This window comes from Blastococcus sp. SYSU DS1021 (genome assembly GCF_054050995.1).
The window spans coordinates 23843-49718 of record NZ_JBJHAL010000006.1 but is presented as its reverse complement, the minus strand read 5'-3'; the positions used below and the strand labels follow the sequence as shown (position 1 = coordinate 49718).

Here is a 25876-nt window from a genome sequence, read left to right as displayed (position 1 = left end):
GCTGGACACGTACCGTTTCCCGTGACCGTCGTCACGGGAGATCCATGACTCTGCTCCGCCGCCTCGACTCGGCCCGCCGGGCCGCCCACGAGGTCGCGCGCGCGGCCACCGGCGCCGCCGCGCTGGCCGCCGTGCCCGTGGTCGTGGGCGCCGGTCTGCTGGGCGGGACGGCGTCGGCCACCACCCGGCTCGCCCGCGCGGGGGTCAGCGGGTCGCTGCACCTCGCCCACGGCGCCGCCGTCTCCGGCACCCGCGCGGTCGGCACCCTGGTCACCGGCGCCGACCCGCTGCCCAGCGGGCACCTGCACGACCTGGTCGACGCCGCCCGGGGCCTGCTCGAGCCGGCGCCGACCCGGCACACCCGCCGGGTCTGGGGCGACCGCGACCGTCTGCAGGTGGAGCTCGAAGAACCCGCCGAGGACGACGCCCCCGCCGCCCGCGCCGCGCTGCGCCGCCACCTGGAGCGGCTCGAGGGCGTCGAGTGGGCCACGGTGAACGACGTCGTCGGCCGGGTGCTGGTCGCCGTCGACACCCGCCGGGTCGGCCTCGAGGACGTCGTCGGCGTGGTCACCGAGATCGAGCAGGCCCGCGGCGGCACCGGCGTCTTCCCGCAGCGCCCCGACCACCCGGCCGACGTCGAGCCGTTGCTGGCCGCCGTCCTCGCCGCCGCCGTCGACACCGTGGCCTTCGGCGTCGCCACCGCCGCCAAGTACCTGCCGGTCCCCGCGGTCCACCGGCACGCCACCCTCGTCATGGCGCTGCTCGACACCCAGCAGTGGCTCAAGCAGGCGCTGTCGGACCGCATCGGCCCGGTGGGCACCGACCTCGTCTTCGAGGGCACCAGCGCGGTGCTGCACTCGCTCACCCAGAGCCCCACGGTGCCGGCGCTCAACGCCGCCGCCGCCGCCCAGCGGGCCCTGGAGATGCGGGCCCGCCGACAGGTGTGGCGCCGCCGCGAACGGGAGCTGTGCGGCCCCGAGCCCGACGACGACCGCGCCGCCGAGCCCCCGCCCGGCCCGCGCCCCGGCGAGCTGCCGCGAGGGCCGATCGAGACCTACCGCGACCGGCTGGGGCCCACCGAGCTCGGCGCGGCGCTGGGCCTGCTCGCGCTCACCCGCCGCCCCGGCCGCGCCGCCGACCTGCTGCGGGCGCTCACCCCCAAGGCCGCGGTGCAGGGCCGGGAGTCCTTCGCCGCCACCCTCGACCTGCTGCTGTGCCGCCAGGGCGTCCTCCCGCTCGACGGCTCGGCCTACCGCCGCCTCGACCGCGTCGACACCGTCGTCGTCGACGCCGCCGCGCTCTGCACCGGCCCACCGGTGGTCGTCGAGGCCACCGCGGACGCCGACGGGTGGGACGACGCCGCCGTCTGGTCGGCCGCCACCCGGCTGCTCACCGGCGACGCCCCCGCCGACGACCATCACCGGCTGGGCCCCGTGCGCCGCACCGGCGACGCGCCCGGCGGCGAGGTGCGCTCGCTGCTCGAGGGCCGCCGCCGGGTCGGCACCGTGACGGTCGCCGCCGAGCTCGACCCGCACGCCGAGGCGCTGCTCACCACCGTCGCCGACGCGGAGCTGCGCCTGGTGCTCACCCGGCACGTCGGCGCCCGCGACGTCACCGGGCTGGCCGACGACGTCGCCGACGACGGCGCGCTCGTCGACACCGTGCGCGCGCTGCAGGCCGACGGCCACGGCGTGCTGGTGGTGTCGGCCACCGACGGGCCCGCGCTGATGGCCGCCGACGTCGGCCTCGCCCCGGTGCTCGCCGGCCACGCCCCGGCGTGGGGCGCAGACCTCGTCACCGACCCCGGGCTCGCCGACGCCTGCCGCGTCGTCGCCGCCGTCCCGGACGCCAAGGCCACCAGCCGCCGGTCGGCCGGCGCCGCGCTCACCGGCAACGTCCTGGGCGGGCTGCTCGCCGCCGTGGGCAGCCCGCGGCTCGGCCAGCGCCGGGCCACGACGCCGGGCAAGTACGCCACGCTCAGCACGATGGTGGCCGGTACCCGCGCCGCCGTCCGCGCCGCCCGCCGTCCGGTGCCGGCCCCGACCGTGCACACCCCCTGGCACGCGCTCGACCCCGACGACGTCCTCCGCCGGCTGGCCGACGTCCCGGCCGCGCCCGAGCACCGGCCCGGCCGGCTGCCCGCGACCGCGCGGCGGGCGGCCGCGCTCCCCGCCGTCCGGGTCCCGGCCCGGTTCGGCCGCACCGTCGCCGCGGAGCTCGCCGACCCGCTCACCCCGATCCTGGCCACCGGGGCCGCGGCGACCGCGGTGCTCGGCGAGATCACCGACGCGGTGCTGGTCGGCAGCGTCACAGCCATCAACGCCGTCGTGAGCGGGCTGCAGCGGATGCGCGCCGAGAGCGCCCTGGAGGCGCTGCTGCTCGAGCAGGCGCGCTGCGCCCGGCGGGAGACCGACGGCGGGTCCGAGGAGGTGCCCGCGAGCGCGCTGCGCCTGGGCGACGTCGTGCTCGTGGAACCCGGCGACGTCATCGGCGCCGACGCCCGGCTGCTGGACGCCGAGGACCTGGAGGTCGACGAGTCGAGCCTGACCGGGGAGTCGCTGTCGGTCGCCAAGTCGGTGCCCGCGACGCCGGGGGCCGACCTCGCCGACCGCACCTGCATGCTCTTCGACGGCACCACGGTGGTCGCGGGGCGGGGCCGCGCCGTGGTCGTCGCCGTCGGCGCGGCCACGCAGGCCGGGCGGGCCGCCCGCGCCGCGGGCGGTGCGGCGCCACCGGCGGGCGTGCAGGCGCGGCTGGCCGAGCTCACCCGCGCCGTCCTCCCGCTCACCCTCGCCGGTGGCGGGGCGGTCACCCTGCTCGGCGTGCTGTGGGGCCGCCCGCTGCGCGAGTCGGTCGCCGCCGGGCTGGCGATCGCGGTCGCCGCGGTGCCCGAGGGTCTGCCGCTGGTGGCCACCGTCGCCCAGCAGGCCGCGGCCCGGCGGCTCTCCGGGCGCGGCGCGGTGGTGCGCAGCGCCCGGGTGCTCGAGGCGCTCGGCCGGGTCGACACCGTCTGCTTCGACAAGACCGGCACGCTCACCGAGAACCGGCTGCGCGTCACCCGGCTGGTCCCCCTGGACGGCGGCAGCGAGGAGGAGCTGCTCCGGCTGGCCGCCGCGGGCATGGGCAACGGCGACGACCTGTCCCACGAGACGGACCGCGCCGTGCTGGACGCGGCGGGCGACGCCTGGGACTCCCCGCCCGACGCCTGCCTGGGCTTCGCCGCCGGCCGCGGCTTCTCCGCCGCCGTCCGCGACGGCCGGCTCGTCGTGAAGGGCGCCCCGGAGACCGTCCTGCGCCGCTGCGCCGATGCCACCGAGCTGCGCGACCGCGTCCGGCAGCTGGCCGGCGAGGGGCTGCGGGTGCTCGCCGTCGCCGACCGCGCCGTCGACGGCACGCCCGACGACCTGGACGAGGCGGCCACCGGGCTCACCCTGCGCGGGCTGGTCGGGCTGTCGGACACGCTGCGCGAGTCCTCGGTGCGCGCCGTCGAGCAGCTGCGGGCCGCCGGCGTGCGGGTGGTGGTGGCCACCGGCGACCACCCCGAGACGGCGGGCGCCATCGCCGCGCAGGCCGGCGTCCCCGACGCCGACCGGGTGGTCACCGGCGCGCAGCTCGCCCGGGCCACGGACGCCGAGCGGGCGCGGCTCGTCGCGGAGACCGCCGTCTTCGCGCGGCTCTCCCCCGAGCAGAAGGTCACCCTGGTGGCCGCCCTGCGCCGTGCCGGGGCGACGCTGGCGATGACCGGCGACGGGGTGAACGACGCCGCCGCGATCCGGCTGGCCGACGTCGGCGTCGGCGTCGAGGGCGCGGAGTCACCGGCCGCCCGCACCGCCGCCGACCTGGTGCTCACCGACCTCGACCTCACCCGCCTGGTCGACGCGATCGCCGAGGGCCGGGCCATGTGGTCCCGCGTGCGCGACGCGGTGTCGGTGCTGGTCGGTGGCAACGCCGGCGAGGTCGCGTTCACCGTGCTCGGCACCGCGGTCGGGGGCCGCGCACCGGTGAACACCCGCCAGCTGCTGCTGGTCAACCTGCTCACCGACATGTTCCCGGCGCTCGCCGTGGCGGTGGCGGCTCCGCGGCAGGTGCCCGTGGGCGACGACGACGGCCCGCTCGCCGGGCACCCGCTCGCGCCGGTGCTGCGGGCCGGCCCGCACCGCGGCTTCACCGCGGCGGTGCGCCGCATGGTCGTCGTCCGGGGCGCGGCGACGGCGGCCGGCGCCACGGCCGCCTGGACGGTCGGCCGGGTGACCCCGGTCTTCCCCGGCCGGGCGAGCACGATGGGGCTCGCGGCGCTGATCACCACCCAGCTGGCGCAGACCGCGTGGTCGGGCCGGCGCAGCCCGCTCGTGCTGGTCACCGTCGCCGGCTCGCTGGCCGCCCTGCTGGCGATCGTGCAGACCCCCGGCATCAACCTGTTCTTCGGCTGCACCCCGCTGGACCCGCTTTCGTGGGCGGTGGTGCTCGGCGCCGCCGTCCTGGCTGCCGCGGGCGCCGAGGTGGTGCCGGCCCTGCTCGCCCGCCGGATGGGCGCCCGGACCCCGTGACGGCGCGAGCCCCGCACCTGCGGCAGGTGCGGGGCTCGCGGCGGTGCGGGGGTCAGTCGCCGGTGTAGGCGGCGACCCCGAAGTGCTGCTCGCCGTCCTCGTCCTCCTGGACCAGCACGGTGTAGGCCTGGCCACCGATGATCGCCGCGCAGGTGTCGCCGTCGCACTCGATGGTCTCCACCTGCCCGCCCTGCTCGGCGAGCGCGCGGGTGACCGCGGCCTCGGTGGTGGCGTTGTCGTCGTCGACCCCGCCCCGCCACAGGATGAGCCCGGCGATGGCGATCGCGGCCACCACGACGGCGATCAGCGCGGCGGTCAGCAGGCCGCGGTTGCGGCTCGCCCAGCCGGGCTCGCCGGACGGCTCCGGCTGCCCGTCCGGCGCGGGCGCCGCACCGCCGGGGACGCCGGCACCGGGCACGACCCCGCCGGGGAGGACGCCGGTGCCCACGCCGTCGGTGGGCCCGGCGGCGGCCGGCAGGGGCGGCACGGTCGCGGGATCGGGCCGGCCCGCGCCCGCCGTGGCGCCGGTCGGGTTCGGGTGGTCGGTGCTCATGGCGGAACGTCCTTCATCGGGGTGCGGGAGTCATCGGGTCCGCGGCGCGCGGGCACGCGGGGAGCCGGGGGCGGCGGCCCGCTCGGCAGACGCGGGGAACCCTGCCACAGCCGCGCGGCGGAACGGCGGCGCGGGCTGCGATCCACAGTGAACTGCCAGCGGACGCGCAGCGCCCCGGACCTCGCGGCGAGGTCCGGGGCGCTGGGTGGTCAGACGGTGGTCGGCGTCCGGTCGACCGGGCGGCGGCGCACCGAGCGGACGGTGCGGGCGGCGAGCTCGCGGATCGGGCCGGTGTCCCACATCTGCCGTGGCGCCTCCGCCGGCTCCTCGGCCACCGGCTGTGCGGTGCGCACCCCCTCGCTGCGGGCGCCCTCGGTGCGGGCGGCGACCTCGGCCAGCGCCGCCCGGCGGCGGGCCAGGATCGCCTCCTTCTGCCGGTCTACCCGCTCGCGCTCGGCCAGCACCAGGAGCTCCTCCTTGGCCGCGGCCACCGTGCGCCGGGACTCCTGCGCCATCTCCTCGAGCTCGACGTCGCCGGAGTCGCGCAGCTGCACCAGCCGGTCGTAGGCGGTCGGCGGGCTGAAGTTCAGCAGCAGCTTCATGAGGACGGGCAGCACCTCGACGCACATGAACAGCAGCGAGAGCATGAACTGCGCGGCCGCCAGGGTGCCGTTCCGGTCGCCGAGCCGGTCGAGGGCCTCCAGGCGCAGCAGGATGCCGCCGGAGCCCTCGTTCTGCGTGTCGAACGCGGCCTGCAGCCGGTCCAGCTCCGCGGTCAGCCGGGTCAGCTCGGCGCGGTCGCCGTCCAGGGACGACGACGCCAGCGAGGCGCTGCGCCCCTCGGCGGCGCCGACCGCGGCGACGGCGGCGTCGAGCTCCGCGCGGGCGGAGGTGACGACGGCGGTCTGCGCGTCGGCGGCGGCCCGCGCCTGCAGGTAGGCCTCCCCCGTGCCGGCGTCGCCGGTGCCGCAGGTGCCGTCCAGCTCGCACTGCGCCTTGGCGTCCAGGTCGCGCTGCAGGGCCACCGCCCGGTCGTAGGCGGCCTGCTTCTCGGTGACGCCGGCGCGCACCACCGCCAGCCCGGGGTCGGCCGCTCCCCCGCTGGCGACGACCGCCTCCTGCGCGGCGATGCGCTCGCGCAGCGCAGGCAGCCCGGCGAAGCGGCTGTCGGACTCCAGCGCCAGGCGGTGGGCGTCGGCGGCCTCGGCCTGCATCGCCACGATCTCGGCGTCGATCTCCTTGTGGAACACCTGCAGGGTCAGCGGCGTCGCCACGACGACGCCGAGCACCAGCGCCAGCCCGACGCGGGGCACGGCCATCGCGACGTTGCGCTTGAGGGAGGCGTCGTGCGCCATCCCGACCAGCAGCATCCGGTCGAGGTTGACCACGACCGCACCCCAGCCCAGCCCGACCAGCACCGCCAGCGGCCACCAGACACCCAGCGCCATCGCGACGGCGAACGCCGCGGAGACCGCGGCGAGCGCCCCCGTGCTGAGCAGGACACCGCCCAGCGCCACGAACTTCGGCCGGGCCCCGGGCGCGGCGGCCAGCACATCCGGCCGCGCGCCGGCCAGGACGGCCAGCCCGTCGCCGATGCGCCGTCGTCGCTCGCTCATGCAGTGCCCCCCGGGCAGCGGGGGTCGTGAGAAGACCGCTACCCACCAGCCCTTATCGGCAGGCCGGGGACTGTGACGGGACGGTCACGACGTGAGCGAGCTCCCAGTTGCCCGACGCGTCAGCTGTTGGCCTCGCCCTCCTCGGTGCTGGGGGTGCCGTCCTCCCCGTCGACGCTGCCGGCGTCCTCCTCACCGGTGCCGTCGTCGGTCCCGGTGTTGTCGTCCTCGTCGATGCCACCGGTCCCGCGGTCGATCCCGTCGGCGTCCTCCTCGCCACCGTCGACCGGGTCGGGGCTGCCGACCTCCTCCTCCTGGAACACCTCCGGGACGCCGGTCCCCGGGTCCGCCTCGTCGTCCCCGCCGCAGCCGGTCAACCCCAGTCCGGCGGCGAGCACCGCACCGGCGAGCATCCTCGAAGTCCTGCGCATGGGTCCCCCTCTGGTTCGTCGAGCCTGCCGCTCCGGTGCCCGGTGACGCCGCGCCCACGCGCCCCGCACGGGAGATGACACGGCTTCGACATGAAGCCAGGTCAGGCCGCGCCGGGCGCCGTCCACCGCGGATCCCGGCCGGTGCGACCGAGCAGCCGGTCGAGGGCGGGGGCGTCGTCGGGCACCGGCACCACCGGTCCGAAGAGGCCGTCGGGCTCGTCGGTGGGATCGCTGCGGTCGCCGACGAACTCCAGGCACGCCTCGACGGCCGCCGGGTCCGGGCGGTAGGGCTGCCCGGTGGCGACGGCGAGGTCCCAGCCGTGCACGAGCACCTCGTCGAGGGCGACCAGCGCCATGGCGGCCGCGGGCATCCGCACCCCGGCCACCTCGGCCTCGCCGTCGCGTGCGCCGGGCCGCCGCCACGCGGCGGCGAGCGCCTCGAGCCGCGCCGGCAGCAACGTGCGCCAGTCGGGAGCCAGGTGGGCGGCGTCCGCCTGCGGGCCGCCCTCGGGCGGCGTCCCCTCCGCGGCGAGCCGGAACGCCAGGGCGAGGCCGAGCAGGTGGTCGAGCAGGCCGGCCACCGGCATGCCCGCGCACGGCGTCGGATCCTGCAGCTGGTCGTCCCGGACGCCGGCGACCACCCGCGCCAGCTCCGCGGTGGTCGGTCCCAGGTCCACGGTCGTCGTCTCCATGCGGTGCAGACGCCCCGGGCGCCGGGAACTCATCGGGTGCGGCAGGCTGGGCCGGTGAGCGACCCCTTCGACCTCCGCCGGTTCCTCGACGCCCAGGCCCAGACCTACGACCAGGCGCTGGCCGAGCTCCGCGCCGGCGCGAAGCGCACCCACTGGATGTGGTTCGTCTTCCCGCAGATCGCGGGGCTGGGCCGCAGCGGCATGGCGCAGCGCTTCGCGCTCTCCGGCCTCGACGAGGCCCGGGCGTACCTGGCGCACCCCGTGCTGGGGCGCCGGCTGGTCGAGTGCGCCCGGGTGCTCACCGCACTGGACACCGCGGACCCCGACGCGGTCCTCGGCCCGGTCGATGCCCAGAAGCTGCGGTCGTCGATGACGCTGTTCGCGCACGCCGCCCCCGACCAGCCGGTGTTCCGGGAGGTGCTGGACCACTACTTCGGCGGAGCCGAGGACGAGGCGACGACCAGCAAGCTCTGACCGTGTCCCGCAGCCGGGCGCGGGGGAAGGGTCCCGGTTCAGACGATGAGCACGACCTTGCCCTTGGCTCTGCCGTCCCGCATGTACCGGATCGCCGCGCCTGCGTCAGCCAGCGGGAAGGTCCGGTCGACCGGTGCACGCAGCGTCCCGGCGACGAGGTGGTCGGCGAGCGTCTGCAGGTCCTCCCGGTTCGGCATGGACAGGTAGCTCAGCAGACGCTGCCGGATGAAGGGGTTCACCAGCATCGCCCGGATCGGCCGGTCGAGGCCGGCCATCGGGCCGCCGACCTCCGAGCCGACGATGACGAGCGTGCCGGTCGGGGTGAGCGCGCGCCTCAACTCGCGCAGCGCGCGGTTGCCGCCGGTGTCGAGGATCAGGTCGTAGCGCCGTCCGCCGTCGGCGATGGCCTCGCGGGTGTAGTCCAGGACGTCGTCGGCACCGAGGGACCGGACGAAGTCCATCTTCTCCGTGCGACAGATGCCGGTGACGTCCGCGCCGGCCGCGACGGCCAGCTGCACCGCGTAGCTCCCCACTCCCCCGGCGGCGCCGATCACCAGGACTCGCTGCCCCGCCTCGACCTCGCCCTTCTGCAGACCCTGGAGGGCGGTGAGCGCGGAGATCGGGACGGCTGCGGCCTCGGTGAACGTCACGTTCGCCGGCTTGGGGACCAGGTTCTTCTCCGGAACCTTCGCGTACTCGGCATAGGTGCTCGTGCCGCTGCCGAAGACCTCGTCCCCGGGGTGGAAGCGGGTCACGTTCGCGCCGACCTCGGCCACCACGCCGGCGACGTCCATGCCGGGCACGGGGTTCCTCGGCTTCCGGACGCCGGTGCCGAGCCGGACCACTCGCGGGCGCCCCGCGACGAGGTGCCAGACCCCCTGGTCGACTCCCGCCGCGGCCACGCGGAGGAGCACGTCGTCGTCGCCGATGACCGGCTCGTCGACGGTTCCCGGCCGCAGGACGTCCGGCGACCCGTACCTTTCCTGCACGACGGCCCTCATCAGTCGACCGTCCGCAGGATCTGCTCGATGGACGCCGTCCGGGAGCGCAGCTCGGAGACGTCGGCGGCCGTGCGCTGCTGGGCGTCGAGGGTCTTCTCGGCCAGCTGCTCGTAGCGGCTGACCAGCTGGCGCAGATCGGCCTCCTGCTGCGCGGTGATCCGGAGCTTGCGCGCCTCGAGGACGGTGGCCGCTGCCCCCCCGATCAGGAGGAGGACGGCGAACACGATCCCGAGGATCAGGACCGCTTCCGGCCAGGTGGTGCCGCTGTCGACGGCATTCATCGGGGCTTCTCCTTGTCTGCCGGGCCCGGAGCCGGGTCCGGACGCGTGAGGGTTGCGGCGGCCTGCGCGAGCGACTCCGCGGTGAGGTGCAGGTCGATGTCGGCGATCTCGAAGTACTTCATGGCCCTGCCGTCGTCGGAGAGCTCGAGCGTTCCGACGACGAGGCCGGCGGCCTCGAGGCGCTGCAGGTGCATGTGCAGCAGCGGTCGGCTGATGCCGATCTCGCGCGCCAGGTGGCTCACGTAGTCACGCCCGCCGGTGAGGGTGGCGAGGATGCGCAGCCGGACGGGATGGGCGAGGGCCGCCAGCATCTCGACCAGGTGGTCGCCGCTCGGCCGGTCCTCTGTCATGTCGCTCCACCATGTGTAAGTGTCTTCTGACACGTGCAAGGTAGACCTGCTCGTCATCCGAATGCAATGACCCCACGGGTGTGAGTCCCGCCGGCATCGGGAACGCTTGAGCAGTGAGTGCAGACACCAGAGGGTCCGGATACGTCGAGCCGGAGTACACGCGGGACGAGAAGTACATCTCCGACCGGATCACCGCCGACGGCCGGGACGGCTGGCCGGTCGAGGCCGGTCGCTACCGGCTGGTCGCGGCGCGCGCCTGCCCGTGGGCGAACCGGGCGATCATCGTGCGGCGGCTCCTGGGCCTGGAGTCGGCCATCTCCATGGGGCTGTGCGGGCCGACGCACGACGAGCGCAGCTGGACCTTCGACCTCGACCCCGGCGGCGTGGACCCGGTGCTGGGCTACGAGCGGCTCCAGCAGGCCTACTTCGCCCGCGACCCGGAGTACCCCAAGGGCATCACGGTGCCGGCGATCGTCGACGTGCCCAGCAAGGCCGTCGTCACCAACAACTTCCCGCAGATCACCCTCGACTTCTCCACCGAGTGGACCGCCCACCACCGGGACGGCGCCCCCGACCTCTACCCCGAGCACCTGCGGGACGAGATGGACGAGGTGATGGAGCGGGTCTACACCGAGGTCAACAACGGCGTGTACCGGTGCGGGTTCTCCGGGTCGCAGCGCGCCTACGACAAGGCCTACGACCGGCTGTTCACCGCGCTGGACTGGCTCAGCGACCGGCTGGAGCACCGGCGCTTCCTGATGGGCGGGCAGGTGACCGAGGCCGACGTCCGGCTGTTCACCACCCTGGCGCGGTTCGACACCGTCTACCACGGCCACTTCAAGTGCAACCGGCAGAAGCTGTCGGAGATGCCGGTGCTGTGGGCGTACGCGCGCGACCTGTTCCAGCTGCCGGGGTTCGGCGACACGATCGACTTCCCGCAGATCAAGGAGCACTACTACGTCGTCCACGCCGACATCAACCCGACGCAGATCATCCCGCAGGGCCCCGACACCTCCGGCTGGCTGATGCAGCACAACCGCGACCAGCTCAGCGACCGCCCGTGGGGCGACGGCACCCCGCCCGGCCCGCCGCCGGCGGGCGATCGGGTGCCGGCCGACCACGGCCCCGGGGGGCTCGGCCACCGCTGACCTGTGGACAACCGGGTCCGGGGTCTCCGCGACCTGCCACGGTGACGGGCATGACGACGTCCCCGCTCGCCGACGCCCGGATCCACTCGGCCGCCGACCTCACCGATCGCTGGCGGGCCGTGCTCGACCCGGTGCAGTTCGCCGGGCGCCGCCTCTGGCTGACCTGGTTCGGCACCGACGGCCGCCAGCTGCCGGTGGTCGTGCCCGTCGACGACCTGCCGCCGCTCCCCGACCCCGGGCTGCTGGTGGGGTTGCGGGAGGTGCACGGCTCGGTCGTCGACGACCAGCTGGGCGGTCGCGGCCACCTGGCGCTGGCGCTGTGCCGGGCGGGCGAGCCGGTGGTCACCGCGGAGGACGACGCCTGGGCCGAGGGGCTCCGGTCGGTGCTGGACGACGACGGCGTGGCCGGAACCTGGAGCCTGCACGTGGGGGCCTCGGGCAGCGTGCTGCCGCTGGTCGAGGCGTGGGGCGCCTAGCGGATGTCGTGCCAGCACGATGGCGCCCGGCGCGGGAGCCGGTGGGCACTCCGCTCGAGCTGCGAAGTCGTCGCACCCGTTGATGTCCGGAGTGGCAGATCGGGGTCACTCTGGATCCGGATCGGCGACCGGGGCTGGCCGGGTCGTGACGCGGCAGGGACGTGCCGTGCGCTCAGCTCGCGCAGTTCTCGTCGGCGTAGGCGGAGACGGTCTCGATGGCCGACTGGAACCGATCCGCCTCCTCCTGGGTCACGCTTCCGTTCTCGACGGCCCGCCGGAGATCGCCTTCGGGCGGGTAGGTGTCGGCGAGGAACCGGGCGGCGTCCTCGACCTCCGCCCCCGCCTCGTCGGGCACGCTCTCGGCCAGCTCCTCGAAGGCATCCCGGGCCTGGGCCGGCTCGGCCTCACCGAGCTGGTTGAGGGTCGTCCACTCCTCGCAGAAGTCCGCCAGGCTCGCTCCCCCGCACGCGGTCAGGCCGAGCGGGAGGGTCGCTGCAGCGGTGAGCAGGGCGAGCTTCCTGATGCGCACCAGGGTCCTCTCAGGGAGCGGTGGCCCGGTGGGGTTCTGACGGCCAGTGACGCAGCACCGCTTCGTTTCGATTGATTCTGCGGGCCCGGGCAGGAACGGCCGCTGAGGCGACGGCTCCGCGTCGGCGTGTCACCCAGCTCCGCACGCACGCGCATCCGTGCAGGACTCGGCAACAGGCGCCACCCACGTGGGAGACGCGACCTAGATCTGGTGCCGGGCGATCCACTGCGCGGCGATGACGGTGCGCTGGATCTCGTTGGTGCCCTCGCCGAGGATCATCAGCGGCGCGTCGCGGAAGTAGCGCTCGACGTCGAACTCCTTGGAGTAGCCGTAGCCGCCGTGCACGCGCATGGCGTCCAGCGCCACCTGCATCGCCGTCTCGGAGGCGAACAGCTTGGCCATGCCGGCCGCCATGTCCGCGCGCGCACCGCCGTCGAGCTTCCCGGCGGCGTCGGCGGTGAGCAGCCGGGCGGCCTGCACCTTGGTGGCCATGTCGGCCAGCAGGTTGCCGACCGACTGGTGCTTCCAGATGGGGACGCCGAAGGACTCGCGCTCCTGCGCGTACCGGGTGGCGGCGGCCAGCGCGGCCTGCGCGACACCGACCGCCCGGGCGGCGACCTGCACGCGGCCGACCTCCAGACCGCGCATCATCTGCACCCAGCCGCGGCCGGGTTCGCCACCGAGGACGGCGGTGCCCGGCACCCGCATGGCGTCGAAGGTCAGCTCGCAGGCCTCGATGCCGCGGTAGCCGAGCTTGGGGATCTTCGCCGAGATCTGCAGGCCGTCACCGGGTTCGACGAGCAGCACGCTCATGCCGGTGTGCGGCGGGACGGCGTCGCGGTCGGTGCGGCAGAGCAGGCCGATCAGCTGGGAGTGCTGGGCGTTGGAGATCCAGGTCTTGCTGCCGGTGATCTCCCAGCCGTCGCCGGTGCGGACCGCGTGCGTGCGCATCGCCTGCAGGTCGCTGCCGCCGCCGGGCTCGGTGAGCGCCATCGTGGCCCGGACCTCGCCGGTGGCCATGCGGGGCAGGTAGCCGGCGCGCTGCTGCTCGGTGCCGACGGTGGCGAGCAGGTGCGAGATGACCGAGTGCCCGCCGATCGCCCCGGCCAGGCTCATCCAGCCACGGGCCAACTCCTCGGTCACGCGGGCGAAGCAGGCGGTGCTGACGCCGCTGCCCCCGTGCTCCTCGGGCACCAGCAGGCCGAAGAGGCCGAGCGCCTTCATCTCCTCGACGAAGTCGTGCGGGTAGCGGTCCTCGGCCTCGAACTCAGCTACCCGCGGGCGCACCCGCCGGTCGACGAACTCGGCGGTGAGCGCGACGAACTCCTCCTCGTGCGGGGGCAGCGCCGTCACGCGAGCGCCTTCAGGGTCTCGATCGCCCGCAGCCGGTCGGCGTGCTCGGCGGCCAGCGGCGTCGCGTTCAGCGTCGTCCCCCCGGCATCGCGGAAGGCGGCGACCCGCTCGGCGACGTGGCCGCGGGGCCCGATGAGGGAGACGCCGCGCACGAACGCCTCGGGGAGCGCGGCGGCGGCCTCGTCCTTGCGCCCGGCCAGGTAGAGGTCCTGCACCGTCGTCGCCTCGTCGGCGTAGCCGTAGCGGACGGCGAGGTCGTTGTAGAAGTTCTTGCCGCGGGCGCCCATGCCGCCGACGTACAGCGCGAGCTGGGCCCGGACCCGGGCGAGCGCGGCGGCCTGCTCGTCGGCGTCCTCGCTGATGAGCAGCTGCGTGTCGACGACGATGCCCAGCGGGCCGAGCTCGGCTTCGCGCCGCGCCGTCCCCTGCGCGAGCGCGTCGCCGAACGCGGTCGCGCTGCCCTCGGGCAGGAAGAAGGCCGGCTGCCAGCCCTCGAACAGCTCGGCGGCCAGGGCGACGTTCTTCGGCCCGATAGCCGCCAGCACCATCGGGATCCGCGGCCGGACCGGCTCGTTGATCAGCTTGAGCGGCTTGCCGAGCCCGCTGCCGCCGCGCTCGGGGGTGAGCGGCACGTCGACGTGCCTGCCGTGGTGCTCGAGCCGTTCCCGCCGCCACACCGCGCGGCACACGTCGACGACCTCGCGCGTCATGGCCAGCGGGGCGGTGTAGGGGACGCCGTGGAAGCCCTCGACCACCTGCGGCCCCGACGCCCCGATCCCGAGGGTGAAGCGGCCACCGGAGACGAAGTCCAGGCCGGCGGCGGTCATCGCCAGCAGCGCCGGCGTGCGCGAGTAGATGTTGAGGATGCCGGAGGCGATCTCCACCGTCGTCGTCCGCGCCGCCAGGTAGCCGAGCTGGCTGACGGCGTCGAAGGAGTAGGCCTCCGCGACGAACACGGTGTCGAGGCCCACCGCCTCGTACTCGGCGATGACGGCGGCGGTCTCGTCGAACCCGCCGCTGTAGGAGATGGGCATGCCGATGCGCACGGGGGCTCCTGTTGCCGGGGACGCGGTCCCCGGCAACGTAGCGCTACCGCGGGACGGCGACCCAGCCCTCCGCCTCGCGCAGCGGGCCCTTCAGCACCTTCCCCCCGGCATTGCGCGGCAGTGCGCCGTCGATGAGCCGCACGAACTGCGGGCACTTGAAGTCGGCGAGCCGCTGGCGGGCGAAGTCGTTCAGCGACGTCACCAGCTGCCCGGCGTCCACACCCGGCTTCGGCAGGACGACGGCGCCCACCTTCTCCCCCATCACCGGGTCCGCGACGCCGACGACCGCGACCTCCAGCACGTCGGGGTGCTCGGCGAGGGCGTTCTCCACCTCGACGCTGTACACGTTCTCGCCGCCGCGGTTGATCATGTCCTTGGCGCGGTCGACGATGCGCACGATGCCGTCGGTGATCGTGGCGAGGTCGCCGGTGTGCAGCCAGCCGTCGACGAACGTCTCCGCCGTCCGGACGGGGTCGCCCCAGTACCCGGCGACGACGTTCGGGCCGCGCACCAGCAGCTCACCGACCCCGGTGACCGGGTCGGCCCTGTCGAGGCGCACCTCGTTCACCGGCGTGGGGAAGCCGACGGCGTCGGCGTGGGTCTCGGCGTACTCGTGCGGGAGGAAGGTGGCCAGCGCGGAGGTCTCGCTGAGGCCGAACCCGTTGCCCAGCCGGGCGTTCGGGAAGGCCTGGCGCAGGCGGTGCACCAGCTCGGGGGCGATCGGTGCGCCGCCGTAGCTGAGGGTGCGGACGGTGGAGACGTCCGTGGTCGCCAGGGCCGGGTGGCGCAGCACCAGCTCGTAGATGGTCGGGACGCTGGTGATGAGCGTGATGCCGTGCTCGGGGATCGCGGCGAGGAAGGCGCCCGGCTCGAAGCGGGGCATCAGTACCGAGGTGCCGCCCAGGGCGATCTGGGTGAGGAACTGGGAGTTGCAGCCGGTGACGTGGAACAGCGGCACCGAGATGAGGGTCGCGTGCCGCACCGCGGGGTCGCGGCTGAGCTCCCGGCAGCGGATGACCGACTCGATGGTGGACAGGAAGTTCTCATGGGTGGTCATCGCGCCCTTGGGGCGGCCCGTCGTGCCGCTCGTGTAGAAGAGCGCGGCGACGTCGGTGTGCTGCGGGTCGGGGATCTCCCCCGGCTCCCCGTCGGGCAGCGGCTGCCCGGGGCGGACGACGTAGGTGGCGCCGCAGTCGGCGAGGATGAAGTCGGCCTCGGCCGGCGCGAGGCGGGTGTTCATCGGGACGACGACGGCGCCGGCGAGGTGGGCCCCCCAGAAGGCGAGCACCCAGTCGATGCCGTTGGGCAGCTGGACGGCCACCCGGTCGCCGGGGGTGACGCCGGCGTCGCGGAGGCCGCCCGCGACGCGCATGGCCCGCTCCCACAACTGGCCGTAGGTGAGCTCACCGCCGCCGAGCTCGACGATGGCGGTGCTGTCCGCGCGCGTGGTCGCCTGGGCCAGCAGCACGCGGACCAGGTTGACGGGGAGCCCGGTGTAGCGGCGGATGCCGTCCGCGCCGAGCTCGATGCCGCTGGTGTCGAAGGGCTGCTTGCCCGTCGCGGCGCTGTCCGTGCTCATGCGTCCCCCAGTCTGCGGTGCTCGTCGGCTCCGGATTGTGCGCCGGTGAGCCACGTCTCCTGCGCGGGGGCGGTCACCCGATCCGGCGGCACATGGCGGCTGTCCACAGTTACGGAACCGGATACAGCCGGACTCTGCGTAGTCTCCCGCTGTGCGTGATCTCCGTGGGGGCCTGGTCCGGACGACGATCGGCTGCCTCGTGGCCGGCACCGTGCTGCTCACCGGGTGCTCGGAGAAGCAGGAAGCGAGCGCCACCCTGCCGACCACGGAGGCCGCTCCGACGACGGAAGCTCTCCCGCCGCTGGGGCCCGAGGACTTCCCCGTCCCCGCCGAGGCGCGCACCAAGGACGCCGCAGGCGCGGAGGCATTCTTGCGCTACTGGATCGACCTGCTCAACCGCCAGCGCGCGATTCCTGCTGGTGAAGCCCTCCGAACTGTGGGTCCCGAATGCCAGGAATGCCTACGCATCGCCAGCAACTACGACGAAGCCGCCGACGCAGGGAACCGTTACGTCGGCGGGGAACTTCGCCTCAACGACGTCACAGAACCGTTGTTCGACGCGAACGAGGCAATGATCGCTTTCGGCGCACGACGGGAAGCAGTCTCGCTGGTGGATCCGAGCGGCGCCGTCCTTGAAGCTCGGCCGGACCCTGTTCCCAACCTCAGCTCGGGAATCACTCTCGCCTGGTCTGCGCCGGACCAGTCCTGGCTCGTCAAGAGCTTCACGCTCGGATGATGCGGCTGGCGGTTCGAGCTTTCGCCGTTCTCGCGTACGCCGTGGGAACGATGTTGGTTGGCATCGCGCCAGCCCTGGCGTGCTCGTTCGATGACTGCGGCAGCACCGACATGGGCGGCGGCTCCGTCGATGTCGGGTACTCCGGTCCCGGCGTCGGGGATCTCGTCGCCGGGAGTCCAGAAGGCGCCGTGAATTACATCTGGCGGCTCCGGCATCTTTGCGTGCTGGCTGACGAACGGCAGGGTGGCTGCTCATCCATGGACTTCCGCCAGTGCCCCCAAGAGCCAGGAAGGGTCGTGCAGTACCTCGTAGTGCAGCAACGCCGAGTCGTCCGCTCCGATGGGACTGTCGTTCCGCGAGCCGACGGAACCCCGGTGCCCGTACCCGAAGGGCTCAGCCCAGGCGACCCCGTCGGCGACTGGATGGATGTCCGGCAGGGCTGCATCGACATCACGCCGCTGAACCCTCCACCTTCTCCGGCCGAGGTGTTCTCCTACTTCGAGCGCTTGCCGCTCCCGCAGCTGACGACCCAGCACCAGCCGCCGGGGGACGGCCTGACCGGGTTGCCGGTCATCTTCTACACCGACTCCCCCACGACCCAGACCTTCACCGTCGACATCCGCGGCTTCACCGTCGGCATCGAAGCCACCGCTGAGCAGTTCACCTGGCACACCGGCGACCCCTCCACCGGCCAGATCACCACCACCGATCCCGGCGCCCCGTACCCCGACCACACCATCGAGCACAGCTACCGCCCCGGCACCTACACCGCCCACCTCACCGTCACCTGGGGCGCCACCTTCACCGTCGACGGCAGCGCCGAAGCCGACGTCCCCGGCACCACCACCACCGACGGACCACCGGTCACCTTCGACGTCCTGCAGGCCCGCACCGTCCTCACCAATCCATACGATTGACCTGCGAAAACTGTCGGTGGTCGCCTCTACCGTGCAGGTGTGTTCCCCGGTGAGCCACCCCGCGCACCCGACGAGGGCGTCCCGGTCCCCTGGGTGCCCGACACACTCGCTCCCGGGCTGAGCGATCTCGAACTCGTCGCCGACGTCTGGGCCTCCGATGCCCGGGCAGCCCGGTACGCCGCCCAACGCGCGGAGGCGATCACCGCGCTCGCCCGACGCCGGTCCATCGAGCGCGACCGCGACTTCGGCCCGCTCGGCGGCCCTGGGCTCGACAACCGTCTGCGTCGCTCGGAGGTCCTCGCCCTGGTCAGTGAGACGTTCGTGACCGAGCTGGCGATGATCCGCGGCTGCACCGAGGCAGAGGCCGAATCGCTCGCCGTCGAGTCGATCCTGCTCACGACCGTGCTCACCGGAACCTGGGACGCGCTGTACGCCGGCGTGATCAGCGAGCGGAAGATGCGCGTGCTCGTCGACCTCCTGGCCACGGCGAAGCCGTCCGTCATCGCAGAGGTCGAACGCCTCGTGCTCCCCCACGCCGGCCGACTCACCGTCCCCCAGCTCCGCGGGCGGGTGCGCCGAGCGCTGGCCCGGCTCGACGCGGCCGCCCTGGACAAGCGCCGCAAGGAAGCGGCCAAGCGTGCCGACGTCGTCACCCGCCCCACCGGCGACGGGATGAGCCAGCTCGTCGCCGATCTGCCGGTCCACGTGGCCGCGGCCTGCGCCGACGCGATCGACCAGTACGCCCAACTGCTCCGCGCCGACGGCGATCAGCGTCCCATCGGCGTCATCCGAGCGGCCGTCGCCGCGGACCTGATCCTGCGGCCCTGGGACACCTCCCGCCCGCCGGTCACCGCTCAGTTGACGATCCACGCGCCGCTGCGCTCTCTCCACGACCCGGACGGCGACGGCGCGACGCAGCCGGCCGCGGAGGTCGCCGGCGAGATCGTCACCGCCGCCCAGTGCCGGGAAATCCTGCGTGAGCTCGACATGCTCGGGGTCGGCGCCGCACCCGCCGGCGGGTGCGTGCAGGTCGCCGTCGGCAACCCACTCGACGGCCGGCTCGTCGCCGTAGCGACCCGCAGCGAGCTCCGCCGCGCCGCCGGGCACCGCCGCCGCCACCGGCCCAGGAGAAAGAGTGGCGCGACGACGACGTCGGCAGGCCGGACGGCACCCGGCGACAGGCGGGAGCCCGGCACGGGGCTCGGCCCACCGGCACCGACGAACGCCTACGAACCCACCGCAGCGCAACGCCGCTTCCTGCACGTCCGCGACCGGCACTGCCGCATGCCCGGCTGTCGACGGCGCGCCGGCCGCTGCGACATCGACCACGGCGTCGCCCACGCCGACGGCGGCCCGACCGACTGCTGGAACCTCTGCTGCCTGTGTCGACGGCACCACCGCATCAAGACCTTCGCCCGCGGCTGGCGCTTCGAACTCCTGGACGACGGACGCCTGGTCGTGCGCACCCCGAGCGGTGTCTCCCGGACCACCCGGCCACCGGGCTGGTGCTACGAAGCCGAGCCCGACCCGCCCTGGCTCGAGGAGGCTGCCCCGCCCGATCCCCTGCTCCGCTGACCGGCGGAACGCGCACGTCCGGATCTGTTCCCAAGCGGCGCTCGAGCGAGGACAGTGGGCAGCCCAGCAACGCCCACCAGAGGCTCGGCTGTCGCGAGAGGACCCGTCGCATGTACGCGCGTTCCACCACCATCGCCGGCAATCCCGTGCAGATCGATCGGGGCATCGTCTACATCCGCGACCGCGTGCTCCCCGCCGTCATGGGCATGGACGGATTCATCGGCCTCTCCATGCTCGTCGACCGGCACTCCGGCCGCTGCATCGTCACCACCGCCTGGGAAGACTCCACCGCCCTGCACCGCAGCGCCAACCAGGTGAAGGCGATGCGCGCCCGCGCCAGCGACATCCTCGGCGGCCCGGCGGTGGTCGACGAGTGGTCGATCGCCGTCCTCCACCGCATGCACTCCGCACCGGAAGGCGCCTGCGCCCGCGTCACCTGGACCCGCGGCAAGCCCGAACGACTCGACCGGATGACCGACGCATTCGGAGTCAGCATGCTCCCGCGGCTGGAGGATCTCCCCGGCTTCTGCTCGGTGAGCCTGCTCGTCCAGCCGGAGACCGGGCGCGCCACCACGGCCGTCACCTACGACTCCCGCGACGCCATGCACGAGGCACTCGAACGCGCCACCGAGCTGCGGCAGGAGTTCACCCGTCAGATGGGCGCCCAGGTCGTCGAGGTCGCCACGTACGACCTCGTGGTGGCCGAGCTCCGGGTACCCGAGACCGTCTGATCGAGGCGGCGGTCGACCAGCTCAGACCGCGCGGGTCAGCGCCGGCCAGAGTCCGTCCGGCCCGCCGGCCAGCAGCCCCGAGGCCAGCACCCGCGACCACACCAGCTCACTGCCCGCCTCGTCCCGCCACGACCACAGCCGCCGCGTCAGGTGGTGCAGCTTGTGCTCCTGGGTGAACCCGATCGCCCCGTGCACCTGGTGCGCCAGCCGGGCCACCACCTCGACGGCGGCACCGGCCCGCACCTTCGCCGCCGCAGCGGCGAGGACGACGTTCTCGCCCCGGTCCAGCGCCTGCACCGCGGCGTCGGTCAGCGCCGTCACCGCGGTCACCTCACCGGCCATCTCGGCGAGCTCCATCTGGATCGCCTGGAACTTGCCCAGCGGCCGGCCGAACTGGTGCCGCTCCCCCGCGTACTGCACCGTCCAGGCGAGCACCTGCTCCAGAGCCGCGGCCAGCTGCACCGAACGGGCCAGCGCGTACCGGGCCCGCACCGCCTGCGCCTGCGCCTCGGTCAGCAGAGCACCGGCGGCACCGGCCTGGTCCAGCACCAGCGACCCGCGCGGCTCACCGGCCAGGTTGACCGCGTCACCCGCCGGCAGGGACGACGCATCGACCAGCGCCAGCACCGCCCCCTGAATCCCTGCCGGGGCCGGCGCCAGGACGACGACGCGCCGCGCCGCACCCGCCCACGGCACCTCGGGAACGGTGCCCGAGAGAGTGAACCGCCCCGGGCCGTCGCCGTTGTCGACCGGGTGCACGGCCACCTCGTCGGCGATCGCGAAGGTCGTCGGCTCCTCCGGCGAGGGCAGCTCCAGGTCCGCCGCCAGCAGCGCCGGCCCCGCGACCAGCAGCTGCTCGGCCACCGGCACCGCCGCGGCACCGGAGGCGAGGGTCCGCACGATCGCCACCGCGTCGGCCAGCTCGCCACCCGAGCCACCGGCCTCCTCGGGCAGCCCCACCCCGGTCAGCCCGGCGTCGGCCAGCGCCGACCACAGCCCGGCGTCCCACGCCCGCTCCGCCGTGAGCACGAACGGCTCGAAGCCGGAGAGGATGTCCCGGACGGTCTCGACCACCAGGTCCTGGTCCGATGCCATCAGCGCAGCCCCAATCCACGAGCGACGATCCCGCGCAGGATCTCGTTGGTCCCGCCCCGCAGCGTGAAGCCGGGCTGGTGCAGCTGCGCCTCGGCCAGCGCCCGCGCCAGCGGGTCCGGCGAGGCCAGCGACGGCGTCAGGTCGACCACCCGCCGGATCTCCTCGATGACGTCCGCCTCGAACGTCGTCCCCACGTCCTTGACCAGGGCGGCCGGGATGTTCGGCAGCTCCCCGCGGTCCAGCGCCGCCGCGATCCGCAGCGACATCTGCCGCAGCGCCAGCAGCCGCGCCGACAGACGCCCCAGCACCGCCAGCTGCGCCGGGTCACCCGAGTCGACACATCGACGCCCGAACTCGGCGACGAGTGGATATGTCGACAGGAACCGCTCCGGGCCCGACCGCTCGAACGCCAGCTCCGCGGTCACCTGGTGCCAGCCGTTGCCCTCCTCGCCGAGCAGCATGTCGCCCGGGACGACGACGTCCTCGAACACCACCTCGTTGAAGTGGTGGCCGCCGTCGAGGATGCGGATCGGGTTGATCGTGATCCCCGGCAGGGACAGGTCGATCAGCAGCTGGGACATCCCGGCGTGCCGGTTGGCCGAGTCCGCCGGCGAGGTGCGCACCAGCACGATGCCGTAGTGGGAGTGGTGCGCGTTCGACGTCCACACCTTCGCGCCGTTGACCACCCAGTCGCCGTCGGCGTTGCGGGTCGCCCTGGTGCGGATCGAGGCGAGGTCCGAGCCGGAGTCCGGCTCGCTCATGCCGATGACGAAGTAGCACTCCCCCGCCACGATGCGCGGCAGGATCTCCTGCCGCTGCTTCTCGGTGCCGTAGGTGAGCAGGTTGGGTCCCGACTGCCGGTCGGCGATCCAGTGCGCGGCCACCGGGGCGCCGGCGGCCAGCAGCTCCTCGGTGACGGCGTAGCGCTCCATCGCCGAGCGCTCGTGCCCCCCGTACTTCTTCGGCCAGGTCATCCCCAGCCAGCCGCGCTCGCCCAGCTTCTTGGAGAACGCCGGGTCGACGCCGGACAGCCAGGTGTCGACGTGCGTGCGGAACGTGCCGGCGGCCAGTTCGGCGGCGAGGAACTCGCGCACCTCGGCCCGCACCTGCTCGGCTGCCTCGGACCGCGGTGCGGGCGCCAGTGTCAACGAGTTGCTCATGCGACTCCCTCGGGGGTGGCCGTGCTCACCGCCGTTCTACAGGGCTGCCGCGGACGCCGGACCGCCGGGCTCCCCACAGGGAGCCCGGACCCACCTACTCCGGCTGACGCTTCACCCCTCCGCGTCGTCCCCGTCCGCCGGGCCGCGGGTCAGCTGGCGGAGCTCGGTGACGACGTCGGTGGCCACCGTGCCCAGCGAGACCAGCGCGCCGGAGACCAGCCGCCGCACCCCCTGCACGTCCAGCCCGAGCGCGGACCCGACGCCGGATCCCGCCTCCAGGCCCCCGAGCTCACCGGTGGCCGGTCTCCGCTCCGCCAGGTCGGGTGACCAGCGCATCGCGTCCCCCGACAGCGTCCAGTCACCGGTCGCGCCGTCGATCGCCTCGGTGACCGGGTTCCCACGAGCCGATGCGTCCATCACCGCCACCTCCGGGGTCGCCCTCCATGGTGACCCGAAACACCGGCATCCGGTAGGTGGTCGACGGCCTCAGGCGCGGGTCAGCGCCAGCAGGGCGATGTCGTCGGCCCGGTGCTCCCCGGTCAGCTCGCCGAGGAGCCGGTCGCACAGCTGCTCGGGGTCGCCGGTCCACGACCGCGCCGCCACCTCCACCAGCCGGGCCAGCCCGGCGTCGATGTCAGCCCCACGGCTCTCCACCAGCCCGTCGGTGAACAGCAGCAGCGCCGCCCCCCTCGGCAGCACGCCGGTCCACTCCTGGGCGGGCCCCGGCGGCGCACCGAGCATGCGGGCGGGCCGCACCGGCAGCAGCTCCGCCCCGCCGTCCGCGCACAGCAGCGGTGGCAGGTGCCCGGCGGAGGCGATGCGCAGCTCCCCCGACGCCGGGTCCAGCGTCGCGAACAGCGCGGTCGCCATCCGCTGCAGCTCGAACAGCTCCCAGTTCTGCTGCAGCCGGTCGATGAGCACGGCCGGTGAGGGGCTGTCGACCGACATCGCGCGGGTCACGCTGCGCAGCTGCCCCATCGTCGCCGCCGCCGTGATGTCGTGGCCGACCACGTCCCCGACCGTCAGCCCGACCTGGTCCCCGGGCAGCCGGAGGACGTCGTAGAAGTCGCCGCCGACGTCGACCCCCTGCGTCGCCGCCAGGTAGCGCACCGCCGTGGCCAACGTCGGGATGCCGGGCGGCGACGGCGGCAGCAGGCTCGCCTGCAGCGTGTGCGAGGTCTGCTCCTCGAACTCGAAGCGCAGCGCCTTGTCCACCACCTGCGACAGCTGCAGCGCCAGCTGCTCGGCGACCTCGACGTCGGCGGCGGTGAACGGCGGCCGCTGCCGGTCGGCCCCGAACGTCACCACGCCGAGCCGCCGGCCGTCCACGATCATCGGCACGCTGACCACCCCGACCAGCTCCAGCTGCCCGACCACCTCCCGGAAGACGTCGTCGGGGGCCACCGCGTCGCCCACCGCCCGCGCCTGCGCCAGGTCGCGGATCCACTGCGTCCGCCCCTCCCGCAACGCCCGCACCGACGGGTGCAGCGGTGACCGCACCGGCGGGTGGGCACGCAGCCGGTCCAGCAGCGGCTGCCGGGCGGGGTCCCGGTGCCGCACGACCGGCCGGTGCACCCCGTGCTCGGTGACCAGGTCGACGACGCAGACGTCCGCCAACCGGGACACCACCAGGCCGGCCAGCCGCTGCACCGTGTCGGTGACGTCCCGGGCCTCGCTCATCAGCCGCGAGGCCTCCAGCAGGAAGGCGGCCCGCTCACCCTGGTGACGGGTCTCCTCGTGCAGCCGCACCCGCTCCAGCGCCTGCCCGGCCTGGCGGCCGAGCGTCCACAGCAGGTCGACCTCGGCCGGGCTGAGCGGCCGGTGCTCCCCCGGCTCCTCCAGGCTGATCAGATCGCCCCGCGACGGTGCACCGCGCGCCAGCACCAGCACCCCGAGCCGCTTGGAGTCGGCCGTCACCGGGACGATGACCAGGTCGGTCAGCCCGTCGGCCGCCATGGTCGCCGCCAGCTCCGGCTGGTCGGCGCGCAGCCGGGCGTCGAGCACGATCGACCGCAGCCCCTGGGCCAGCTCCAGCGCCAGCCGGCTGCCCGCCGCCTCCCGCAGCCGGCGCAGCAGCTCGAGCGACACCCCCTCCGAACGCACCGGCCGCAGCGCCGGCAGCTCGCGCGGGTCGTCCGCCTCGCCCTCCACCAGCACCAGCGCGGCGCCGGCGGCCCGCAGGGCCCCCCGGCCACGCTGCACGATCACCGTCGCCACGTCCTCGGGGGTCACCGCGGCCGCCAGGTCGAAGACGACCTTCTGCACCACCCGAGAGCGGGCCTCGGAGTCCTCCGCCAGCCGCTGCGCCGCCAGCAGCTCCCGCTCGTACCGGCGCCGCGCCGTCGCCTCGAACAGCGTGGCCCGCACCAGCAGGGGAGCACCGTCCTCGTCGCGCACCTCGACGGCGTTGAGCAGGCACGGCAGCAGCGTGCCGTCGATCCGGGTGACGTCGATGGCGATCTCGCGCACCGCTCCCTGCATGCGCAGCAGCGGTACCAGGTGGGTGTTGTAGAAGACCCGCCCCCCGACGCTGAGCAGGTCCGGGAACCGCTGGTCGAGCAGGTCATCCGGCGCACGGCCGGTCCACGCGCAGAACGTCCGGTTGACCTTCACGATCCGCCCGTCGGGCAGTGCGGACAGATACCCCATGGGCGCGTTCTCGTAGAGGTCCGCCGGGTCCTCGTCGAGCAGGCGGTCCAGCCGGTCCCCGCGGTTCTCGGGGCCGGTCACGGCGCCAGGAAAGCGCGGATGGCGGCCGTCGTCTCCTCCGGCGCCGACAATTGGGGGACGTGCCCGGTGGCGCGCATGCGCACGAGCACGCTGCCCGGGATCTGCCGGTGCACGAACTCGCCGACCGCGTCGGGGGCGATCGCGTCGGCGCTGCACTGCAGCACCAGCGTGGGAACGTCGATGCCGTGCAGGTCGGCGCGGTTGTCCGAGAGGAAGGTGACCCGGGCGAACTGGCGGGCGATGTGCGGCGCCGTCCGGCAGAAGCTGTTGGTCAGCTCCTCGGCCAGCTCCGGCCGCTCCGGGTTGCCCATGATCACCGGCGCCATCTGCGCCGACCAGCCCAGGTGGTTGCTGTCCAGTGCGTCGAGCAGGCCGGCGACGTCGCTGCGGCTGAACCCACCGACGTAGTCGACGTCGTCGACGTACCGCGGGCTGGGCCCGACCATCACCATCGCACCGAAGAGCTCGGGCGCGCGGTGGTAGGCGAGCACCCCGATCATCGCGCTCACCGAGTGCCCGACGAACACGGCGTCGGTGAGCGCCAGCTCGCGGCAGATCTCCACGACGTCGCTCGCGTACCCGTCGAGGGAGCCGTACTTCTCCGGGTCGTAGGCCGACAGGTCCGACTGCCCCGCCCCGACGTGGTCGAACAGCACGACCCGGTGGTCGACGGCGAAGTCGGGGGCGACCAGGCGCCACAGCGTCTGGTCGCAGCCGAAGCCGTGGGCGAAGACCAGCGGCCGCCCCTCGGGCGGGCCGCTGACGTTCACCCGGTTCCGCGTGATGACGCTGCCCACGGATCCGACCGTAGTGGAACGAGCGTCCGGTGTGTTCCATCCGCACGGTCCCGGCGGACCCG

At 74.4% G+C, this 25876-nt stretch carries 24 protein-coding genes; 8 read left to right on the top strand and 16 right to left on the bottom strand.

Going from position 1 to position 25876, the window contains the following annotated elements:
• The first annotated feature begins 44 nt into the window (after nt 1-44).
• Nucleotides 45-4547, top strand: a complete 4503-nt coding sequence (locus ACI8AP_RS06215; RefSeq protein ID WP_456588469.1) for an HAD-IC family P-type ATPase — start codon at nt 45-47, stop codon at nt 4545-4547.
• A gap of 52 nt (nt 4548-4599) precedes the next feature.
• On the opposite strand, the gene ACI8AP_RS06210 is transcribed toward ACI8AP_RS06215, so the two are convergent.
• From ACI8AP_RS06210 to ACI8AP_RS06195, 4 genes are all read right to left on the bottom strand, one after another.
• A complete protein-coding gene (locus tag ACI8AP_RS06210; protein ID WP_456588468.1) occupies nt 4600-5100 on the bottom strand; it encodes a hypothetical protein in 501 nt (166 codons plus the stop codon).
• 209 nt (nt 5101-5309) lie between these two features.
• The gene (locus tag ACI8AP_RS06205; RefSeq protein ID WP_456588467.1) at nt 5310-6716 is read right to left on the bottom strand and encodes a DUF4407 domain-containing protein; all 1407 of its coding nucleotides are present in this window, start codon (nt 6714-6716) and stop codon (nt 5310-5312) included.
• A 119-nt stretch (nt 6717-6835) separates the two neighbouring features.
• Nucleotides 6836-7144 carry a hypothetical protein gene (locus ACI8AP_RS06200; protein ID WP_456588466.1) on the bottom strand — a complete coding sequence of 103 codons (309 nt, stop codon included), beginning with the start codon at nt 7142-7144 and terminating at the stop codon, nt 6836-6838.
• Between the two features lie 101 nt (nt 7145-7245).
• The gene (locus tag ACI8AP_RS06195; RefSeq protein WP_456588465.1) at nt 7246-7869 is read right to left on the bottom strand and encodes a TIGR03086 family metal-binding protein; all 624 of its coding nucleotides are present in this window, start codon (nt 7867-7869) and stop codon (nt 7246-7248) included.
• Nucleotides 7870-7890: 21 nt separating this feature from the next.
• Between ACI8AP_RS06195 and ACI8AP_RS06190 the strand changes: the two genes are divergently transcribed.
• Nucleotides 7891-8310, top strand: coding sequence for a DUF1810 domain-containing protein (locus ACI8AP_RS06190; RefSeq protein ID WP_456588464.1), 420 nt, complete (start codon nt 7891-7893; stop codon nt 8308-8310).
• Between the two features lie 38 nt (nt 8311-8348).
• Here ACI8AP_RS06190 and ACI8AP_RS06185 read toward each other — a convergent pair whose 3' ends face one another.
• From ACI8AP_RS06185 to ACI8AP_RS06175, 3 genes are read right to left on the bottom strand one after another with little or no spacing between them, the layout of a single operon-like run.
• Nucleotides 8349-9311: an NAD(P)-dependent alcohol dehydrogenase gene (locus ACI8AP_RS06185; RefSeq protein ID WP_456588463.1), complete on the bottom strand. Its 963-nt coding sequence runs from the start codon at nt 9309-9311 to the stop codon at nt 8349-8351.
• Nucleotides 9311-9592 carry a hypothetical protein gene (locus tag ACI8AP_RS06180; RefSeq protein ID WP_456588462.1) on the bottom strand — a complete coding sequence of 94 codons (282 nt, stop codon included), beginning with the start codon at nt 9590-9592 and terminating at the stop codon, nt 9311-9313. Before ACI8AP_RS06180 ends, ACI8AP_RS06185 begins: the two co-directional genes overlap by 1 nt.
• On the bottom strand, nt 9589-9942 hold the full coding sequence (locus ACI8AP_RS06175; protein WP_456588461.1) for an ArsR/SmtB family transcription factor: 354 nt from the start codon (nt 9940-9942) through the stop codon (nt 9589-9591). The genes ACI8AP_RS06180 and ACI8AP_RS06175 overlap by 4 nt, the downstream gene beginning before the upstream one ends.
• 113 nt (nt 9943-10055) lie before the next feature.
• On the opposite strand from ACI8AP_RS06175, the gene ACI8AP_RS06170 reads away from it, so the two are divergent.
• Together ACI8AP_RS06170 and ACI8AP_RS06165 are read left to right on the top strand one after the other, a co-directional pair.
• Nucleotides 10056-11090, top strand: a complete 1035-nt coding sequence (locus ACI8AP_RS06170; RefSeq protein ID WP_456588460.1) for a glutathione S-transferase family protein — start codon at nt 10056-10058, stop codon at nt 11088-11090.
• Between the two features lie 50 nt (nt 11091-11140).
• Entirely contained in the window at nt 11141-11566 is a 426-nt protein-coding gene (locus tag ACI8AP_RS06165) for a hypothetical protein (protein WP_456588459.1), read from the top strand.
• Nucleotides 11567-11738: 172 nt separating this feature from the next.
• Here the strand turns inward: ACI8AP_RS06165 and ACI8AP_RS06160 are convergent, their stop codons facing one another.
• The 4 genes from ACI8AP_RS06160 to ACI8AP_RS06145 form a co-directional block, all read right to left on the bottom strand.
• Nucleotides 11739-12095 carry a hypothetical protein gene (locus ACI8AP_RS06160; protein WP_456588458.1) on the bottom strand — a complete coding sequence of 119 codons (357 nt, stop codon included), beginning with the start codon at nt 12093-12095 and terminating at the stop codon, nt 11739-11741.
• Nucleotides 12096-12296: 201 nt separating this feature from the next.
• Nucleotides 12297-13448, bottom strand: coding sequence for an acyl-CoA dehydrogenase family protein (locus ACI8AP_RS06155; RefSeq protein ID WP_456588457.1), 1152 nt, complete (start codon nt 13446-13448; stop codon nt 12297-12299).
• The gene (locus ACI8AP_RS06150; RefSeq protein WP_456588456.1) at nt 13445-14494 is read right to left on the bottom strand and encodes an LLM class F420-dependent oxidoreductase; all 1050 of its coding nucleotides are present in this window, start codon (nt 14492-14494) and stop codon (nt 13445-13447) included. The genes ACI8AP_RS06155 and ACI8AP_RS06150 overlap by 4 nt, the downstream gene beginning before the upstream one ends.
• 43 nt (nt 14495-14537) lie before the next feature.
• Nucleotides 14538-16073 (bottom strand): class I adenylate-forming enzyme family protein, encoded by a 1536-nt coding sequence (locus ACI8AP_RS06145; protein ID WP_456588455.1) that lies wholly within the window; start codon nt 16071-16073, stop codon nt 14538-14540.
• A 199-nt stretch (nt 16074-16272) separates the two neighbouring features.
• On the opposite strand from ACI8AP_RS06145, the gene ACI8AP_RS06140 reads away from it, so the two are divergent.
• The 4 genes from ACI8AP_RS06140 to ACI8AP_RS06125 all read left to right on the top strand — a co-directional run bounded on the left by ACI8AP_RS06140 (nt 16273) and on the right by ACI8AP_RS06125 (nt 20032).
• Nucleotides 16273-16809, top strand: a complete 537-nt coding sequence (locus ACI8AP_RS06140) for a hypothetical protein (protein WP_456588454.1) — start codon at nt 16273-16275, stop codon at nt 16807-16809.
• A 374-nt stretch (nt 16810-17183) separates the two neighbouring features.
• A complete protein-coding gene (locus tag ACI8AP_RS06135; protein WP_456588453.1) occupies nt 17184-17726 on the top strand; it encodes a hypothetical protein in 543 nt (180 codons plus the stop codon).
• A gap of 39 nt (nt 17727-17765) precedes the next feature.
• Complete coding sequence (locus ACI8AP_RS06130; protein WP_456588452.1) at nt 17766-19301, top strand: DUF222 domain-containing protein; 1536 nt, start codon at nt 17766-17768, stop codon at nt 19299-19301.
• A gap of 110 nt (nt 19302-19411) precedes the next feature.
• Nucleotides 19412-20032: a hypothetical protein gene (locus ACI8AP_RS06125; RefSeq protein WP_456588451.1), complete on the top strand. Its 621-nt coding sequence runs from the start codon at nt 19412-19414 to the stop codon at nt 20030-20032.
• Nucleotides 20033-20053: 21 nt separating this feature from the next.
• Here ACI8AP_RS06125 and ACI8AP_RS06120 read toward each other — a convergent pair whose 3' ends face one another.
• The 5 genes from ACI8AP_RS06120 to ACI8AP_RS06100 all read right to left on the bottom strand — a co-directional run bounded on the left by ACI8AP_RS06120 (nt 20054) and on the right by ACI8AP_RS06100 (nt 25814).
• The gene (locus ACI8AP_RS06120) at nt 20054-21127 is read right to left on the bottom strand and encodes an acyl-CoA dehydrogenase family protein (protein WP_456588450.1); all 1074 of its coding nucleotides are present in this window, start codon (nt 21125-21127) and stop codon (nt 20054-20056) included.
• The gene (locus ACI8AP_RS06115; protein WP_456588449.1) at nt 21127-22287 is read right to left on the bottom strand and encodes an acyl-CoA dehydrogenase family protein; all 1161 of its coding nucleotides are present in this window, start codon (nt 22285-22287) and stop codon (nt 21127-21129) included. Before ACI8AP_RS06115 ends, ACI8AP_RS06120 begins: the two co-directional genes overlap by 1 nt.
• Before the next feature lie 111 nt (nt 22288-22398).
• A complete protein-coding gene (locus ACI8AP_RS06110) occupies nt 22399-22704 on the bottom strand; it encodes a hypothetical protein (protein ID WP_456588448.1) in 306 nt (101 codons plus the stop codon).
• Nucleotides 22705-22773: 69 nt separating this feature from the next.
• A complete protein-coding gene (locus ACI8AP_RS06105) occupies nt 22774-25017 on the bottom strand; it encodes a SpoIIE family protein phosphatase (RefSeq protein ID WP_456588447.1) in 2244 nt (747 codons plus the stop codon).
• Entirely contained in the window at nt 25014-25814 is an 801-nt protein-coding gene (locus tag ACI8AP_RS06100; RefSeq protein WP_456588446.1) for an alpha/beta fold hydrolase, read from the bottom strand. The genes ACI8AP_RS06105 and ACI8AP_RS06100 overlap by 4 nt, the downstream gene beginning before the upstream one ends.
• Nucleotides 25815-25876 lie beyond the last annotated feature (62 nt).

Bases quoted from the DNA above. Each gene is read 5' to 3' on its own strand.
- ACI8AP_RS06215 (WP_456588469.1), top strand. From the start codon at position 45: ATGACTCTGCTCCGCCGCCTCGACTCGGCCCGCCGGGCCGCCCACGAG.
- ACI8AP_RS06210 (WP_456588468.1), bottom strand. From the start codon at position 5,100: ATGAGCACCGACCACCCGAACCCGACCGGCGCCACGGCGGGCGCGGGC.
- ACI8AP_RS06205 (WP_456588467.1), bottom strand. From the start codon at position 6,716: ATGAGCGAGCGACGACGGCGCATCGGCGACGGGCTGGCCGTCCTGGCC.
- ACI8AP_RS06200 (WP_456588466.1), bottom strand. From the start codon at position 7,144: ATGCGCAGGACTTCGAGGATGCTCGCCGGTGCGGTGCTCGCCGCCGGA.
- ACI8AP_RS06195 (WP_456588465.1), bottom strand. From the start codon at position 7,869: ATGAGTTCCCGGCGCCCGGGGCGTCTGCACCGCATGGAGACGACGACC.
- ACI8AP_RS06185 (WP_456588463.1), bottom strand. From the start codon at position 9,311: ATGAGGGCCGTCGTGCAGGAAAGGTACGGGTCGCCGGACGTCCTGCGG.
- ACI8AP_RS06180 (WP_456588462.1), bottom strand. From the start codon at position 9,592: ATGAATGCCGTCGACAGCGGCACCACCTGGCCGGAAGCGGTCCTGATC.
- ACI8AP_RS06175 (WP_456588461.1), bottom strand. From the start codon at position 9,942: ATGACAGAGGACCGGCCGAGCGGCGACCACCTGGTCGAGATGCTGGCG.
- ACI8AP_RS06165 (WP_456588459.1), top strand. From the start codon at position 11,141: ATGACGACGTCCCCGCTCGCCGACGCCCGGATCCACTCGGCCGCCGAC.
- ACI8AP_RS06145 (WP_456588455.1), bottom strand. From the start codon at position 16,073: ATGAGCACGGACAGCGCCGCGACGGGCAAGCAGCCCTTCGACACCAGC.
- ACI8AP_RS06125 (WP_456588451.1), top strand. From the start codon at position 19,412: ATGTACGCGCGTTCCACCACCATCGCCGGCAATCCCGTGCAGATCGAT.
- ACI8AP_RS06120 (WP_456588450.1), bottom strand. From the start codon at position 21,127: ATGGCATCGGACCAGGACCTGGTGGTCGAGACCGTCCGGGACATCCTC.
- ACI8AP_RS06115 (WP_456588449.1), bottom strand. From the start codon at position 22,287: ATGAGCAACTCGTTGACACTGGCGCCCGCACCGCGGTCCGAGGCAGCC.
- ACI8AP_RS06110 (WP_456588448.1), bottom strand. From the start codon at position 22,704: ATGGACGCATCGGCTCGTGGGAACCCGGTCACCGAGGCGATCGACGGC.